Origin of the sequence: Schaalia dentiphila ATCC 17982 (assembly GCF_000154225.1) — a bacterium.
GTDB classification, from domain to species: Bacteria; Actinomycetota; Actinomycetes; order Actinomycetales; family Actinomycetaceae; genus Pauljensenia; species Pauljensenia dentiphila.
The window spans coordinates 51,712-66,679 of sequence record NZ_DS264586.1 but is presented as its reverse complement, the minus strand read 5'-3'; the positions used below and the strand labels follow the sequence as shown (position 1 = coordinate 66,679).

The 14,968-nt window shown below is 67.1% G+C and carries 16 protein-coding genes; 10 read left to right on the top strand and 6 right to left on the bottom strand.

What is annotated here, in order from left to right; translation table 11 throughout:
* The first annotated feature begins 48 nt into the window (after positions 1 to 48).
* Positions 49 to 381 (top strand): DUF3039 domain-containing protein, encoded by a 333-nt coding sequence (locus tag ACTODO_RS00310; protein ID WP_034464295.1) that lies wholly within the window; start codon positions 49 to 51, stop codon positions 379 to 381.
* Positions 378 to 2,120, top strand: coding sequence for a DEAD/DEAH box helicase (locus tag ACTODO_RS00305; RefSeq protein WP_003790028.1), 1,743 nt, complete (start codon positions 378 to 380; stop codon positions 2,118 to 2,120). Before ACTODO_RS00310 ends, ACTODO_RS00305 begins: the two co-directional genes overlap by 4 nt.
* Before the next feature lie 107 nt (positions 2,121 to 2,227).
* On the opposite strand, the gene ACTODO_RS00300 is transcribed toward ACTODO_RS00305, so the two are convergent.
* Entirely contained in the window at positions 2,228 to 3,571 is a 1,344-nt protein-coding gene (locus tag ACTODO_RS00300; protein ID WP_034511718.1) for a nicotinate phosphoribosyltransferase, read from the bottom strand.
* Positions 3,572 to 3,652: 81 nt separating this feature from the next.
* On the opposite strand from ACTODO_RS00300, the gene clpS reads away from it, so the two are divergent.
* Genes clpS through ACTODO_RS00280 form a run of 4 tightly spaced genes read left to right on the top strand, consistent with a single transcriptional unit; the run spans position 3,653 to position 6,158 of the window.
* Positions 3,653 to 3,940 carry an ATP-dependent Clp protease adapter ClpS gene (gene clpS, locus ACTODO_RS00295; protein ID WP_003790023.1) on the top strand — a complete coding sequence of 96 codons (288 nt, stop codon included), beginning with the start codon at positions 3,653 to 3,655 and terminating at the stop codon, positions 3,938 to 3,940.
* Positions 3,941 to 3,944: 4 nt separating this feature from the next.
* Complete coding sequence (locus tag ACTODO_RS00290; RefSeq protein WP_003790021.1) at positions 3,945 to 4,517, top strand: DUF2017 family protein; 573 nt, start codon at positions 3,945 to 3,947, stop codon at positions 4,515 to 4,517.
* Positions 4,518 to 4,533: 16 nt separating this feature from the next.
* Complete coding sequence (gene murI / locus ACTODO_RS00285; RefSeq protein WP_003790019.1) at positions 4,534 to 5,364, top strand: glutamate racemase; 831 nt, start codon at positions 4,534 to 4,536, stop codon at positions 5,362 to 5,364.
* A complete protein-coding gene (locus ACTODO_RS00280) occupies positions 5,361 to 6,158 on the top strand; it encodes an MBL fold metallo-hydrolase (protein ID WP_003790018.1) in 798 nt (265 codons plus the stop codon). The genes murI and ACTODO_RS00280 overlap by 4 nt, the downstream gene beginning before the upstream one ends.
* A gap of 45 nt (positions 6,159 to 6,203) precedes the next feature.
* Here the strand turns inward: ACTODO_RS00280 and ACTODO_RS00275 are convergent, their stop codons facing one another.
* Positions 6,204 to 7,121: a LysR family transcriptional regulator gene (locus tag ACTODO_RS00275; protein WP_003790016.1), complete on the bottom strand. Its 918-nt coding sequence runs from the start codon at positions 7,119 to 7,121 to the stop codon at positions 6,204 to 6,206.
* Between the two features lie 86 nt (positions 7,122 to 7,207).
* Here ACTODO_RS00275 and ACTODO_RS00270 point away from each other — a divergent pair, with 86 nt between their 5' ends.
* Positions 7,208 to 7,540 carry a CBU_0592 family membrane protein gene (locus ACTODO_RS00270; RefSeq protein WP_003790013.1) on the top strand — a complete coding sequence of 111 codons (333 nt, stop codon included), beginning with the start codon at positions 7,208 to 7,210 and terminating at the stop codon, positions 7,538 to 7,540.
* Positions 7,541 to 7,792: 252 nt separating this feature from the next.
* Positions 7,793 to 7,915, top strand: a complete 123-nt coding sequence (locus ACTODO_RS11030) for a hypothetical protein (protein ID WP_003790010.1) — start codon at positions 7,793 to 7,795, stop codon at positions 7,913 to 7,915.
* Positions 7,916 to 7,990: 75 nt separating this feature from the next.
* On the opposite strand, the gene rdgB is transcribed toward ACTODO_RS11030, so the two are convergent.
* Together rdgB and rph are read right to left on the bottom strand one after the other, a co-directional pair.
* On the bottom strand, positions 7,991 to 8,605 hold the full coding sequence (gene rdgB, locus ACTODO_RS00265; protein ID WP_003790008.1) for an RdgB/HAM1 family non-canonical purine NTP pyrophosphatase: 615 nt from the start codon (positions 8,603 to 8,605) through the stop codon (positions 7,991 to 7,993).
* Positions 8,602 to 9,369 (bottom strand): ribonuclease PH, encoded by a 768-nt coding sequence (rph, locus tag ACTODO_RS00260; protein ID WP_034511716.1) that lies wholly within the window; start codon positions 9,367 to 9,369, stop codon positions 8,602 to 8,604. The genes rdgB and rph overlap by 4 nt, the downstream gene beginning before the upstream one ends.
* Before the next feature lie 36 nt (positions 9,370 to 9,405).
* On the opposite strand from rph, the gene nudC reads away from it, so the two are divergent.
* Together nudC and ACTODO_RS00250 are read left to right on the top strand one after the other, a co-directional pair.
* The gene (gene nudC, locus ACTODO_RS00255) at positions 9,406 to 10,341 is read left to right on the top strand and encodes an NAD(+) diphosphatase (RefSeq protein WP_003790005.1); all 936 of its coding nucleotides are present in this window, start codon (positions 9,406 to 9,408) and stop codon (positions 10,339 to 10,341) included.
* 26 nt (positions 10,342 to 10,367) lie between these two features.
* Complete coding sequence (locus ACTODO_RS00250; RefSeq protein ID WP_081445791.1) at positions 10,368 to 12,383, top strand: ATP-dependent DNA helicase UvrD2; 2,016 nt, start codon at positions 10,368 to 10,370, stop codon at positions 12,381 to 12,383.
* Position 12,384: 1 nt separating this feature from the next.
* On the opposite strand, the gene ACTODO_RS00245 is transcribed toward ACTODO_RS00250, so the two are convergent.
* Together ACTODO_RS00245 and ACTODO_RS00240 are read right to left on the bottom strand one after the other, a co-directional pair.
* Entirely contained in the window at positions 12,385 to 13,263 is an 879-nt protein-coding gene (locus tag ACTODO_RS00245) for a hypothetical protein (RefSeq protein ID WP_003790001.1), read from the bottom strand.
* Between the two features lie 110 nt (positions 13,264 to 13,373).
* Positions 13,374 to 14,840: a zinc-dependent metalloprotease gene (locus ACTODO_RS00240; RefSeq protein ID WP_003790000.1), complete on the bottom strand. Its 1,467-nt coding sequence runs from the start codon at positions 14,838 to 14,840 to the stop codon at positions 13,374 to 13,376.
* Positions 14,841 to 14,968 lie beyond the last annotated feature (128 nt).

Below are 14,968 nucleotides of genomic sequence, written 5' to 3'. Positions count from 1 at the left end.
ACGCGTGCCACCCGTTGGAAGCACACCTCGGCACGTACAATGGACCCCATGCGTAATGCCCTCGACGAACCCACCGGTCCCTCCGCGCCCTCCGGTCCCTCCACCGCGTCCTCGACCGGCCTGCTGGAGCGTACTGAGACCCGCAAGGAGCGCACCGGCGGGGACGGCGACCGCTTCGCCCACTTCGTGCGCAAGGACAAGGCGAACTCGTCCATGGTGACGGGGCAGCCCGTCGTTGCCCTGTGCGGCAAGGTGTGGATTCCCACCCGCGACGCCTCGCAGTACCCGGTGTGTCCCACCTGTAAGGAGCTGCGTGACTCAATGGGAAAGAACGGGCGTAACTGGCCCTTCTCCGACGGCGGAAAGGGCTCCGACAAGTGAGCGAGACGACCCGGCGCGCACCCGTTGGCAGGCTGCGCGCCTGGCAGGCTGCTGCCCTGGATCGCTACATGGCGACGTCCCCGCGTGACTTCCTGGCTGTCGCAACGCCGGGCGCAGGTAAGACGACATTCGCCCTGACGCTTGCGACCGAGCTGATCGCCCGCGGCATCGTCGACAAGCTCACCGTCGTGTGCCCCACCGAGCACCTCAAGGGACAGTGGGCCTCGAGCGCCGCGCGCTTCGGCATCCACATCGACCCCGATTTTACGAACTCGCAGGGCGTGGCCGGCTCGCACTTTGATGGCGTGGCTGTCACCTACGCGCAGATTGGCTCCAACCCGGCCGTTCACGCGGCGCGCACCCGTGCCTACCGTACCCTCGTCATCCTCGACGAAATCCACCACGCCGGCGACTCCCTGTCGTGGGGCGATGGCGTGCGCGAGGCCTTCACGGACGCGACGCGACGCCTGGCACTGACGGGTACGCCCTTCCGCTCCGATACCTCTCCGATTCCCTTCGTCACCTACGAGGAGGACGAGGAGGGCATCCGACGCTCGCGCGCCGACTACACCTACGGCTACGGCGACGCCCTCAAGGATGGCGTCGTTCGTCCCGTCCTGTTCATGTCCTACTCGGGGCAGATGGCCTGGCGCACCAGCGCGGGCGACGAGGTGAGCGCCCGCCTGGGTGAGCCTCTCACCAAGGACATGATGAAGCAGGCCTGGCGCACCGCGCTGGATCCCAAGGGCGAGTGGATTCCCGCCGTCCTGCGCGCCGCCGATATGCGCCTCGAAGAGGTGCGCCGCGCCGTGCCCGACGCGGGCGGCCTTGTCATCGCCTCCAACCAGGAGCACGCACGCGCCTACGCCCGCCACCTGCGCCTGATCACCGGCAAGGCCCCCACGATCGTCCTGTCCGACGACGCGGATGCCTCCGACCGCATCTCCGAGTTCGCCGACTCCACCGACAAGTGGATGGTCGCCGTGCGCATGGTGTCCGAGGGCGTTGACGTGCCCCGCCTCGCGGTCGGCGTCTACGCGACCAACGCCTCCACGCCGCTGTTCTTCGCTCAGGCTATCGGCCGCTACGTACGAGCCCGTCGTCGCGGCGAGACGGCCACCGTCTTCATCCCTTCCGTTGTGCCCCTGCTGACGCTCGCCGGCGGCATGGAGGTTGAGCGCGACCATGCGCTGGATCGCCCCAAGCGCGACGAGGCCAGCGAAGACGACATGTGGAATCCTGAGGACGCGCTTGTCGCGGCCGCGAACCGCGAGGAGAAAGCTTCCTCCGACCTGCTCTCCCAGTTCGAGGTCCTGGGCGCGGACGCCGAGTTCGACGGGGTCCTCTTCGACGGTGCTGCATGGGGTGCCGGCGCCGAAGTAGGCTCCGAGGAAGAGCAGGAATACCTGGGTATTCCGGGCCTGCTGGACGCCGACCAGGTGACGACCCTGCTGCGCGCTCGCCAGGCTGACCAGGTTGCCGCGCAGAAGAAGACCCGCGCCGCGCAGAAGATGCGCGAAGAGAATGCCGGCATCCCCGCCCACAAGCTGCGTGCCGCCAAGCGCAAGGAGCTTCAGCACCTGGTCTCCACGTGGTCACGCCGCTCCGGCGAGACCCACGCGACCATTCACTCGCGCCTGCGTTCGCGCTGCGGCGGCCCCGAGGTTGCCCAGGCCACGACCGAGCAGATCGAGGCCCGCATCGCCCTGCTGCGCGAGTGGTTTGTCGGCCGCCACTGACGCGCACTCCCGCAGCACTGTCCGCGCCCTGATGCATAACGAGCCCCGGCCTCATTCTCCTCCGAGAGAAGGACGAGGCCGGGGCTTCGTTCAGTGAGAGGTGAGGGTCAGTCGACCTGCTCGTAGCGCGTGGGGATTGCGACCTCGCCCTCGGACAGGCGCCACGCCTGGTAGGGCAGCTCGTTGCGGGCGCGCAGGTGGTGCTCCTGGGCGCGGGACAGTGCCTCGGGGCCCCAGGCTTCGGCGTCGATCTTGCCGCCGCGGACCAGCTGGACCTGCAGCGGGCGGGCGCCGCGCTCGGCCAGCAGAGCCTGGCCCTCCTCGAAGGACATGCCAACGAGCAGGAGTTCCTCGGTTGCGTAGCCGTCCTCGCCCATGACGCGGCCGGCAACCTTGCGTCCGCCGACCGTGGACTTCGACTCGGCCTTCTTGGCCACGGAAACGATCTGGCCGTTGCTATCCTCGCGCTGGACAACCTTGTAGACCAGGGCGGCCGTCGGGACGCCCGAGCCCGTCACGAGCTTGGTGCCCACGCCGTAGGAGTCCACGGGGGCCGCGCCCAGGGCGGCGATGGCGTACTCGTCCAGGTCGGAAGTCACCGTGATCTTCGTGGTGGTCGCGCCCATCGCGTCGAGCTGGCCGCGCACCTTGAACGCTTCAGCGACGAGGTCGCCGGAGTCCAGGCGCACCGCGCCCAGCTCGCCGCCGGCAGCGCGCGCGGCCTCGACGGCGTTGATGACGCCCTGCCTGATGTCGTAGGTGTCCACAAGCAGGGTCGTGCCTGCGCCCAGCTTGGCGACCTGAGAGTCGAAGGCGTCGCGTTCGCTGTCGTGCAGGAGCGTGAACGCGTGGGCGGCCGTACCGATGCAGCGGATCCCGTAGCGCTTGGCTGCCTCGAGGTCGGAGGTGCCCTGGAAACCGCCGATGATGGCGGCGCGGGCGGCGGAGACCGCTGCGCGCTCGTGGGCACGGCGAGCACCCATGTCCATGCAGGGGCGGCCGTGGGCGGCGATCGTCATACGCGAGGCGGCGGAAGCCACCGCGCAATCGTGGTTGAGGATCGACAGGAGCAGCGTCTCCAGGAGCGTGCAGTCCGCGAATGTACCCTCAACCGTCAGCAGGGGAGAGCCGGGGAAGTAGCACTCGCCCTCGGCGTAGCCCCAGATGTCGCCCGTGAAACGCCACGAGGCGAGGAACTGGGCGGCCTCCTCGGAGAGGATCCCCTGGTCGCGCAACCAATCGATCTGCTCAGCGTCGAACTCGAAGCGTTCCAGGGCCTCGAGAATGCGACCGGTGCCGGCGACAACGCCGAAGCGTCGTGTGGCGGGCAGGCGGCGCCCAAACAGCTCAAACGTGCAGCGACGATGCGCGGTGCCATCCTTCAGGGCGGCGTCGAGCATCGTGAGCTCGTACATATCAGTCAGCAATGAAGTAGATGTCGATGCAGGCATACTGTGAGCCTACCCTGAGAAGCGTGTCACCGGGGTGCGAATTTCCTTCCCTGATACCCAAATACGTCTTAGTGTTGACGTATGACAACGATGTTCCAACCCGCGTCCCGCACGCACGAGGCACCCACCGCGGTGCCGCGTTGGCGTGCCGTCGTGTGGGACGATCCTGTCAACCTCATGAGCTACGTGAGCGCTGTGTTTCGCCAGTATTTCGGCTATTCCAACGCCCGCGCTGAGGAACTCATGATGGCCGTTCATACGCGCGGGCGCGCCACCGTTTCCACGGGCGTGCGCGAACGCATCGAGGCGGACGTCATGGCTATGCACTCCTACGGTCTGCGCGCCACCATCGAAGAGGACCGGGACTGAGGATATGGAAGGGTTCGCTCTTCGAGACGGTGTCTACGCCTCGTCGATGAGCGACGGCGAGGCGCTCCTCCTGCGCCAGTTGGCCACGGAGGTTCTCGTTGTCTTGGATGATCCCGGTGAGTACGCCGCGACCTCGTCCATGGTGAATGCCGCCACCGAGACCGAGCAGCGCCGAGACGAACCCCGCGAACGCACTCTGCGTATGCTGCTGCCCTCGATGAGCGAGGATGACGAAGATGCTGGCCGCCTGCGCGCCCTCACCGAGGATTCTCTGCGCACCGATAAGTCCGTCCGTTTGCGTGCCATCGTCGGAGATCTTGACCACATCGTCCACGGTGAGAGCGACACCCTGAGGATCCAGCCCGAGGCCGTGTGGTCCTGGCTGGGTGCGCTCAATGACATTAGGCTCGGCTTAGCCGGTGAGCTGGACCTATCGGATTCACACGACGCTCGGCGCATCGAAGAATTGGCGCTCAGTGAGCCGACGGGGGAGCGCTCGCAAACCGTCGCAGCCATCTATATGCTCATCACATGGTGGCAGGACTCACTCCTAGAAGCCGTCAATAGTTCCCAGTAACGCATAAGGTCGATACATGAACAACGCCCCGATCGGGATTTTCGACTCGGGCCTAGGTGGGCTGACGGTGGCTCGCGCAGTCATCGACAAGCTGCCCGACGAAGAGATCATCTACCTGGGCGACACCGAGCACACGCCTTACGGCCCGCGCGCGATCGCGCAGGTTCGCTCGCTGACGCTCTCCGCCCTCGACGAGCTGGCATCGCGCGGAGTGAAGGCGCTCGTCATCGCCTGCAACACGGCGACGGCCGCCGCGCTTGCGGATGCTCGGGAACGCTACTGGATCGATGCCGGGATCCCCGTCGTCGAGGTCATTACCCCGGCGGCACGCCAGAGCGTTATCGCCACGCGTAACCACCATGTGGGCGTCATCGGTACGAAGGCCACTATCCAATCCGAGGCGTACCTGCGCGCGCTCGCAGCCGTCCCCGGGCTGACGGTCAGCCAGCAGGCCTGCCCCGCTTTCGTTGACTTCGTCGAGGCCGGGGTGACCACGGGCGAGGAGATTGAGGCCGTGGCGCGCGAGTATCTGACGCCGCTGAAGGAAGCGGGTGTGGACACGCTCATCCTGGGGTGTACGCACTACCCGCTGCTCACCGGTGTTATCGGCCGCATTATGGGCGAGCGAGTCACGCTCGTGACCTCCTCGGAGGCGACCGCGAACGTTACCTATAACGAGCTCGTGGACCGCGGGCTCCTTCACGACCCGTGGCCCGCGGGTGAAGGGCCGCAGCACCAGTTCCTGGCCACGGGCGCTTCCGACTTGTTCCCGCGCCTGGCTCGCCGTTTCCTTGGCCCCGAGGTGGGCTCCGTTGCCCGCGTGAACACCGGCGGTGGTATCGCGTGAAGTTGACTGTCATCGGCGCTACCGGTTCGATGTCTGGCCCGGAGTCACCGGCCTCGTCCTACCTTGTTCAGGCCCGAGGCCTGGACCCTCGATCGGGGGAGGAGCGGACCTTCTCGCTCGCGTGCGACTTGGGTCCCGGTTCCTTCGGCGCGCTGTGGGCGCACGTGTGCCCATGTGACCTCGACGCCCTGGTGCTGTCCCATTGTCACGCGGACCATATGGGCGACATCATCTCCCTGCAGGTCTACCGCAAGTGGGGCCCGGGGGCGGCCGCATCTGCGCTGCCCCTGTACGGTCCCGCTGAGACGATGCGTCGCGTGCGCCAGATCGAAGACGCCCCGGACAACGAGGCATACGAGGCTGAATTCGTCTTCACCCACATGCAGCTGGGCGAGGCCTACCAGGTTGGTCCCATGACGATCCGCCCCTACCGCGCCCTGCATCCGGTCGAGGCATTTGGCCTGCGCATCGAGGGGCCCTCCGAGGATGATCCTGAGCGCCTGGTGTCGCTGTTCTACACGGGGGACACCGACCTGTGCGACACGATCATCGAGGGGGCGCGCGGCGTTGACATGCTCCTCAGCGAGGTCGGCTTCACGAGCGACGAGACCGAGCCCGACATGCACATGGACGGCGTGCGTGCGGGTGAGGTCGCCACGCGAGCCGGAGTAGCCCGCATGATCGCGACCCACATCCAGCCGTGGACGCCCCGCGATCGGGTGGCCTCCGAAGTGCGACAGACCTGGTCGGGTCCCCTCGACTTCGCGACCTCCGGGATGCAGGTCAGCCTCTGAGCCGACCCTCGCACCACCGATGGGTGAGGCGAGGTGGTTCCTCGGTCAGTCGCCGGATGTCGAGTATGAGGCGTTGTGACGCTTCCACTCCGCCAAGTATGTGGCCACGCGCGCGGGGCCTGACGCCTCGGACCAACCGTGGTTCTTGTGGCGCAGCAGGATCTTGCGAGTGCCCAGCGACGGTAGCGGGGTGATGCGCATGCCCTCCGTGTGGGCCCCGGCCAGCGCCATGGCCGGCAGGATCGTCGAGCCCGTGCGGGCGCGTACGAGGGTGCGGGCGGCCTCGTAAGTCGTGTAGAGGTGAGGTGCCCAGCGTGTGTCCGGAAATGCTTTCGTGATACGGCGCATGACGTGGTCGCCGCTGGTGCCTGGATTGACGCGCAACCAGGTGAGGTCCGCAAGGTCTTCGATCGAGCCGATCGGGGGAGCGGAGTCCGGGGTGACGAGCATCCAGGGTTCGTCGAGGAATGGGACGTCCGTGTACCCGCGAGGGGCGAGGCCCGGGTCCTCGTCTCGTTCGATGACGAGGATGTCGTAGTGGCCGGTGCGCAGCGCGGCCATGCCCGGGGTCTCTTCTGTTTCCTCGATGCGCAGGTCGACGCCGGGCAGGGCGTCCGTGAGGTCGGGGAGTGCGGGGATGAGGGTGGAGCGGCAAATCGTCAGGAACGCCCCAATGGTGACCGTTCCCGTCACCTGGCCGGTGAGGGGACGTAGCGCCTTGAGGGCTTCCTCGATATCGGCGTTGATGCGCTCGCCGGCTTCGGCGACGATCGTGCCGGCCGGGGTGAGAATCGCGCCGGACGTGGTGCGCTCGACGAGCTTGAGGCCGACTTCCTCCTCAAGTTTCTGGATCTGCTGGGACACTGCCGAGGGCGAGACCATGAGTATGTCGGCGGCGGCAACGATGCCGCCTTCACGCGCGACGGACAGAAGGAAAGGCAGGCGGCGGGGGTCGATATCCACGCGAACTCCTTCGTTAAGTGAAACTGTAAGATAACTATAGAACCATTCAATTGTGCTTGACTAGCGGAAGGTGCATCATATGAGTCATGACGATCTTCTCTCTCGCAATCACGATCCTCGGCTGGGTGGGCGCCGCCGCCTCCATCGCCGCCTACTACCTGGTCTCCTCCAAGCGCTTCGCTCCTGACTCCCTGCGCTACCACTCGCTGAACGTCTCCAGCTGTATCCTGCTGGCGATCGCCTGCGCCTCGACCGGCGCGTGGCCGTCCTTCCTGACGAACGCCATCTTTATCGGCGTCGGATGTGCCATGATCTGGCGCGTGCGCGACCGCCTCGCGCGCCGCATCATGAAGGTCGTCCGCTTCTTCGATGTGCGCCGCTACCTGCCGCGTCGTGCGCGCCTGGCGCGCGCTCGCTGACTCTTCGCTGAATTGGGGTGGTGAGGGGGCAGGCCGTGGGCCTGCCCCCCTCACCGTATCCACCTGCTGATTAACTAAGAGAAGTAACCCTCTTTGGTCAAGAATTTTCCAAGCTGTACCAAGGAAAAGTCCGTAAGATGCGCTTCATAGAAAAATAAGAAAACATCGATGGAAAAAACGGGCTTTGGGGCGCACTATGTCAGTATGACGCGGTGACAGATCCATCGCACTGTACTCAAAGAGGAGCACACAATGTCTCGTTTCGTCGCATCACTCCTTCGTCGCCTCACCCATCACCGCAGGTGGCGCCAACAGCGCAACCCGCTGCAGTTCTCGATGGACCGCCCCATCTTCGGTAACCTCGTCGCCCGTTGATGGCGCGCCTGCGGGCGCAACACAAATCTGCCGGACACCCTCGGGTGCCCGGCACATTTGTGTCTGCGGTGCTTCTCAGCCGCGCAGGTATTCCACGATGTGGGGTATGAGGGCTCGGAAAGCGATGCCGCGGTGGCTGATCGCGTTCTTTTGATCCGCACTCATCTGAGCGGTCGTAACCTCGAAGCCCTCGGGGACGAAGATCGGGTCGTAGCCGAACCCGCCCTCGCCGCGAGGGGAACGCGTTAGGGTGCCGCGCACCTCGCCGCGCTCGACGAACTCGCGACCGTCCGGGGTGACGAGGACAGCGGCCGACACGAATGCCGCTCCGCGATGGGCGTCGGGAACGTCGGAGAGCTGATCGATGAGCAGACGCAGATTCGCCGCATCGTCCCCGTGGGAGCCGGCCCAGCGCGCGGAGAAGATACCGGGCGCCCCGCCCAGAACGTCCACCGTGATACCGGAGTCGTCGGCGATGGCAGCCAGACCGGTGGCGCGAGCCAGCGCGCGGGCCTTGATGAGGGAGTTCTCCTCGAAGGTCACACCGTCCTCGACCGGGGAAGCCACGTCGAAATCGCTCATGCGCGCCACGCAGCCGGCCTCGAAGCCCTCCCATGCAGGGGCCAGGATGGCTTCGAGCTCGCTGACCTTGTGCGCGTTGGAGGTCGCGAAGACCAGGCGCGCGCTCACGGACGCACCTCGACGCGCTCCATGAGGGGAGCCTCAAGCGCGAGCTTCTGCGCCTCTGCGAGCCGGGCGTTACCCAGGGTTGCCAGGTCCAGCAGCTCGTTGAGCTCGTCGCGGTTGAAAGGAGCGTGCTCGGCGGTGCCCTGCACCTCGATGAAGCGACCGCTGCCCGTCTGAACGACGTTCATGTCGGTTTCGGCGCGCACATCCTCGACGTAGGGCAGGTCCAGCATGGGGGTGCCGTCGATGACGCCCACGGAGATCGCGGAGATCGAGTCGGTGAGGACCTTGGCTGAGGGCTTGAGGATGCCCTGCTCCTTCGCCCAGCTCACGGCGTCGGCGAGGGCCACGTAAGCGCCCGTGATCGCTGCAGTGCGGGTGCCGCCGTCGGCCCGCAGAACGTCGCAGTCCAAGACGATGGTGTTCTCGCCGAGTGCGGAGACGTCGACGATGCCGCGCAGGGAGCGGCCGATGAGGCGCGAGATTTCCTGAGTGCGGCCGCCCACCTTGCCCTTGACGGACTCTCGGGAGGAGCGCTGCTCGGTTGCACGCGGAAGCATCGAGTACTCGCCGGTGACCCAGCCTTCGCCGGAGTCGCGCTTCCAACGCGGCACGCCTTCGGTGAAAGACGCAACACACAGGACGCGGGTGTTGCCGAACTCGATGAGGACGGAACCCTCACCGGTGCCCGACCAACCGCGGGTCATGGAGACGGGACGGAGCTGGGACGGGGTGCGCCCATCGGCGCGCAGGGGAGTATTTGTCATAGTGCCTAGGGTAGCCCACCGCGTTACCGTGGAGTTATGAGTCTTGATCTACCTCTCGTCCGCGGTCACGTCGACGCGGCCGTCGCGCTGCGTGAATCCGTGGCTCCCGTCGCCCTGGTGCGCGCCGGTGAGGCCGATGTCATTCTCGTGGACGGTGCCGGCTTCGTTCTCCTTGACGAGGTTGAGGCATCCCCCTCGGGAGCCCCTGTCCTGCGGCGCCTGAGTGGGGACGAGGCCGTGCGTGCTGCTGAAGGAGGGACGGCCTCGTTCATCGGTGTCGCGCAGGGACGCTCCGTCGTCGCGATCGAGGTGAGTCGGGACGAGGCCTGGGGACGCTGGGAGCATCTGCGCGCGGTCGGGTGGCAGCTTGACGGTGACGACGCGGCCCTCGCGCTGACTGCGCTCGCGCTCGCGGGCTGGCACGCCAACTACCGCTTCTGCCCGCGCTGTGGGGCTCCGGTGCAGCTGGTGTCCGGTGGATGGGCCGCGCGATGCGAGGCATGCGATCGGCTTGAGTATCCGCGCCAGGACCCAGCGATCATCGTCCTCGTTGAGGATCATGATGGGCGCGTCCTCCTGGCGCACAACGCCCTGTGGCGGCCCGGCTTCGTGTCGATTATCGCCGGCTACGTCGAGGCCGGGGAATCCCCGGACATCACGGTTGCCCGCGAGGTCGCCGAGGAGGTGGGCGTCGACATCGAGACGCCTACCTACGTCGCGACGCAGCCGTGGCCGTTCGGGCGTTCACAGATGATGGGCTACCGGGCTCGCACCGCTTTGCCGCGCCCCACCCCGCAGGCGGATGGTGTGGAGATAGAGTGGGCGCGCTTCTACAGCCGCGACGAGCTGACCCGCGCGCTGGATAACGGGGAGATCAGCGCACCCGGTCGCGCCTCGATCGCCTACGCACTGCTGCGGGAGTGGTACGGCGAGGAGCTGCCGAGCGGATTGGACGGCGAGGGACGCAACTGAGCATGGGCGATGGAACAATGGGGACCATGAACCCCGAGGAACTGCTGGAGGCCCTGGACCCCGATCAGCGCGCCGTCGCCACGCAGGTCGCTGGCCCGCTCGCCGTCCTGGCGGGTGCGGGCACCGGCAAGACCCGCGCGATCACGTACCGCATCGCGTACGGGGCGGCCGTTGGTGCCTTCGACCCATCCAACGTGCTCGCCGTGACCTTCACGCAGCGCGCGGCCTTCGAAATGCGTCACCGCCTGGCCCAGCTGGGTGTTCCTAAGGCTCAGGCGCGCACCTTCCACTCCGCCGCGCTGCGCCAGCTGCGCCATTTTTGGCCCACCGTCGTGGGAGGTCCGCTGCCTGACGTCATCCCGCACAAGGCCTCCCTCGTCGCGGCTTCCGCCGCGCGCCTGGGGATCACGATCGATCGCACGAACGTTCGCGACATCGCGGCCGAGGTCGAATGGGCGAAGGTCTCGATGATCGATGCCGCCCACTACGCCTCGCGCGTGGCTCGCCTGCGCCGCGATGTGCCCGCCGGGCTGGATGCAGGCGACATGGCGCGCCTCCTCGACGTGTATGAGGACGCGAAGAACGAACGCGGCGTCATCGACTTTGAGGACATCCTCATCTACCTGTGCGGCATGCTGCAGGAACGCGCGGATGTCGCCTCGATCGTGCGCAAGCAGTACCGCTCTTTCGTGGTCGATGAGTTCCAGGATGTCAACCTCCTCCAGGCATGCCTGCTCGACCTGTGGCTGGGTGGGCGCCACGATGTGTGCGTCGTCGGCGACGTCGCGCAGACGATCTACTCCTTTACGGGAGCGTCCCCGGATTACCTGACAGGTTTCGGACGCAAGCATCCGGGCGCACGCATCGTCGAGCTGACCCGCGACTACCGTTCGACCCCGCAGATCGTGAGCTTGGCGAACGACGTCCTGGCACGCTCGAGCCAGCGCGAGGGCACGGTGCGCCTATCCAGCCAGCGCTACGGCGGCGCCCAGGTCTCCTACCGCACCTACGACGACGATCGGGCCGAGGCCGAGGGGGTCGCAGCCTCGATTGCAGACCTCATCGCGGGCGGTATGGCGCCTCACTCGATCGCAGTTCTCATGCGTACGAACGGCCAGTCCCAGGCCTTCGAAGAGGCCCTGGGAGCGCGCGGTATCCCCATCGCCGTCGCCGGGGGAAAGCCCTTCTTTGCCCGCGATGACGTGCGTACCGCAATCTCACGCCTGCGGGCCGCGGCGGCGGCCGCCACCGACGACGGGAGCGTGGGCGAGATCGTGCGTGATGTCCTCTCGGGCGTTGGCTGGGCACCCGAGGCACCCTCTGGCCAGGCGGGGTCTGAGCGCTGGTCGAACATGAACGCGATCGTTGGCTGGGCGGACGACAGCAAGGCGGAGACGCTCGCCGCCTTTGTGGCGGAGCTCGACGAACGGGTCGCCTACCAGGTCGAACCGGACAAGGCAGGCGTCGAGCTGGCTACGATCCACGCCGCCAAGGGCCTCGAATGGGACGCTGTCTTCCTCGTCGGCGTGGCCGAAGGCCTCCTCCCGATCTCGTACGCAAAGACTGCGGCCGCCCGCGAGGAGGAACGCCGCCTGCTGTACGTGGCCGTCACCCGTGCCCGCGACCTGCTGACCCTGTCGTGGGCGCGCTCGAGGGGCACCGATGGACGCGGCAAACGCAAGCGCAGTCGCCTGCTCGACGGTATCTGGCCCGAAGACGCGCGAGTGGGTGCGCCGAAGAAGAAGGCGCGTGCCTCCACGCGCGCCCTCAATCAGGCCTTCGAGGAGGAGGCCTCGCCCCAGGCGATCGAGCTCTTCGGGCGCCTCAAGGCGTGGCGTCTCGAGGTCTCGCGTCAGGCGGGCGTGCCGCCTTTCGCCGTGTTTACCGATCAGACCCTGCGCGACATTACCCAGGCCATGCCAAAGAACACGACGCAGCTGCGCGTTATTCGTGGCATCGGTGACGTGAAGGTGCAACGCTTTGCCGCCCCGGTGCTCGCACTGGTGCGCGGCGAAGAGGTCATCGTCGACGAAGAGGCCTGAGCTAGCAGGCGACGCCCTCGATGCCGCAGACGCATTCGTGGGCGCCGATCGCGCGTTCGACGGTGATGGTTCCGTCCTCGTCGACCGTGGCGATCTCGGCGCACAGGTGCGGGGTGAGTGCCCCTGAGGCGAAGTCGCGCAGCAGGCGGGCAATCCGCAGGGCGGCCGCGAAGTGTGCCAGCTGGGGGAGTGGCCCGAGTGGCCACTGGGCGAGTTCTCGCAGGTGGGTGAGGTGGTAGGGGTCCTGCTCGGCTCGCGCGTGCTCGATGCAGTGGAAGCATGGCGTGGAGCCGGGAATGACGAATGGCCCAATCTCGTAGGAGTGCTCTCCGCGCGTGATGAGCAGGTGAGGCGTGTCTGTGGCCATCAGTTCGAAGGGGATTCCGGGGTCCTGCGCCCGATCCGCCGACACGAGGGCAACGTCCGGCGCGTCCTGGGCATGCAGGTCGGGCAGCGGGATCAGTGAGGAGAGTTCTCGGCGCACCGCACGCGAGCGCGGCGTGCCCGTGTAGACGCCGCCAAACACGCGATCCCAGTCGCCGTCCACCAGGGTGGGCGCGTCGATGCGGAGCCGCAGTGCGAGGGTGTCGACCAGCGAACGGAGAGCGAGGATAGCGGCTGGTACCGCCCCGAGAACTCCTACGGACAGGAGCGGGCGTCGGTCGGGGTGCTCCACGAGGTCCGCCAGGGCCAGCGCAGCGAGGAGGCTGGGGGAAGCCTCGGGAGAGTCCGAAGCGTGAACGGGCCCGGCCTGGCTGGCGAGCCAGAGTTGGTCGCTTGCGTGCAGGTCGTCGAGGCGCACGTGTCGGGCGCGGTCGCCACCGATTTGGACGCTGCCTGGGCCGCGCCACAGGATCGCCGTGTGATGCATCAGGTTCATGATGGTCTCCTTCAGTTTGTGACTGTTAGAGACATGATGAACCTATGTGTGTCGCCCGCGTGGCGTTTTGGAAAATCTGTGGATAACTTGTCAGATCATTCCTGTATGTATCAGTCTGTCGCGTCCTTGGGGGTGGGTGCTTCGGGGTCTTCGGGGTCGTCACTCGAGCCGGCCGAGGCCTCGTCCCCGGGTTCCAGCCCATCCGCCCAGCCGAGCGTTCCATCCAGGAGCGAGTTGAGTGCGGCGTCGATATCCGCGTCCTCCTCGGCCGCTGCCCGGCGCAGCGTCAGGAAGGTGTCCGGCGTGGCCAGCTCCGTCTCGGAGGGAACCATATCCGGGTGCGACCACAGGGCCTCGCGAGCGTCGCGCCCGCCGTCGGCCTCCACCAGCGCAAAGATCGACGCGGCGCCGCGCGCCTGACGCGGGCGCATCTGCAGACCCATGAGTGTCCCGAGGATCTCCTCCGCGGGGCCGCCCGACGCGCGGCGGCGACGCATCATCTCGCGCAGCGCGTCCGCGTGGGGCAGGTAGGGCAGGGTAGCGCGGGCCGTCACGACCTCGACCCAGCCCTCGATGAGGGCCAACATCGTCTCCAGGCGTGTGAGCGCACGACGCTGATCGGGCGTCGTCGACAGCGCAAACACGCCGCCGCTGAGGGCAGACTCCACCGAGTGCGGATCCGAGGGATCCACCGAGCGCGCAGCCTCGGAAATCGCCTCCGTGTCGATCGCGATCTGGGACGCGTAGCGCTCGACCGCGCGCACCAGGTCGCCCTCCAGCCACGGGACCGAGGCGAAGAGTCGGCGATGCGCGGCCTCGCGCACGGCGAGGAACTGACGGACCTCATCGAAGGGGATGTCGAGCCCCTCGGAGAACTGCGCGACGTTGTGCGGCAGTAGGGCGGCGTGCGACCTATCCGACAGGGGGATGCCCGTGTCGAAGGTGCCGAACGACTCGCCGGCCAGGGCCGCCAGCGCGCGTGCGATCTGCGCGGAGAACATCATCGCCGACAGGCGCGGCATCATCTCCTGTGTCTTGCCGAGCATTGCAGCCATACCGTCCGGCAGGGAGACTGCGTCCCCCAGGCCCTCGGAACCGAACTGCTCCGAGAGGGCGGCGGACAGGGCGCGCGAGACGTTGAGTGCCACGGGCTCGCAGATGCGCTTCCACGTCGGAATGGTGTGCTCGACCCACGCGACCTTGCTCCACACGTCGCGGGTAACCGGGCCGGAAGCAAAATCGGTGACCGCGTCGAGCCACAGGTCCGCGACGGTCATCGCCTGACGTGCGGCCTCGGCCTCCGTGGCCGTGGGGGAGGGGTCGCCGCTCGCGTACGCGGCCTGCTTTGCGCTGTCCTCCACCACGCGCCAGTTGACGGGGCCTACCGTCGTGTTCATGAGGAACTGGAACTGGCCCATCGCCGCGCGCATACGCGCGGGATCGGAAAACTCCGGGGGAAGATTCGCGGGATCGAAACCCTGAGCCTGCAGGGCGCGCGCGGCCTCAGCTGCCGCCTCCTCGCCCAGGATCGAGCGCAGGAAGTCCTCAAACGGGGTGCCGGAGTCAAACTCGTTCATGACAACAGACTAGCCGCCCGTTGTTCGCGGGGGCTGACAATCTTCTGCAAAAACGCTGAGAGCTGAAGGGGTGGCGCGCGGCGCGCGTGCGCAGGGGCAGCGGGTGGGACACAATGACACGGTGAACG

Excerpts from the sequence above, each read along its gene's own strand:
- ACTODO_RS00250 (WP_081445791.1), top strand. The coding sequence starts at position 10,368 with ATGAACCCCGAGGAACTGCTGGAGGCCCTGGACCCCGATCAGCGCGCC.
- rph (WP_034511716.1), bottom strand. The coding sequence starts at position 9,369 with ATGACAAATACTCCCCTGCGCGCCGATGGGCGCACCCCGTCCCAGCTC.
- ACTODO_RS00245 (WP_003790001.1), bottom strand. The coding sequence starts at position 13,263 with ATGAACCTGATGCATCACACGGCGATCCTGTGGCGCGGCCCAGGCAGC.
- ACTODO_RS00240 (WP_003790000.1), bottom strand. The coding sequence starts at position 14,840 with ATGAACGAGTTTGACTCCGGCACCCCGTTTGAGGACTTCCTGCGCTCG.
- ACTODO_RS00310 (WP_034464295.1), top strand. The coding sequence starts at position 49 with ATGCGTAATGCCCTCGACGAACCCACCGGTCCCTCCGCGCCCTCCGGT.
- nudC (WP_003790005.1), top strand. The coding sequence starts at position 9,406 with ATGAGTCTTGATCTACCTCTCGTCCGCGGTCACGTCGACGCGGCCGTC.
- ACTODO_RS00290 (WP_003790021.1), top strand. The coding sequence starts at position 3,945 with ATGGAAGGGTTCGCTCTTCGAGACGGTGTCTACGCCTCGTCGATGAGC.
- ACTODO_RS11030 (WP_003790010.1), top strand. The coding sequence starts at position 7,793 with ATGTCTCGTTTCGTCGCATCACTCCTTCGTCGCCTCACCCATCACCGC.
- clpS (WP_003790023.1), top strand. The coding sequence starts at position 3,653 with ATGACAACGATGTTCCAACCCGCGTCCCGCACGCACGAGGCACCCACC.
- ACTODO_RS00270 (WP_003790013.1), top strand. The coding sequence starts at position 7,208 with ATGACGATCTTCTCTCTCGCAATCACGATCCTCGGCTGGGTGGGCGCC.
- murI (WP_003790019.1), top strand. The coding sequence starts at position 4,534 with ATGAACAACGCCCCGATCGGGATTTTCGACTCGGGCCTAGGTGGGCTG.
- ACTODO_RS00300 (WP_034511718.1), bottom strand. The coding sequence starts at position 3,571 with ATGCCTGCATCGACATCTACTTCATTGCTGACTGATATGTACGAGCTC.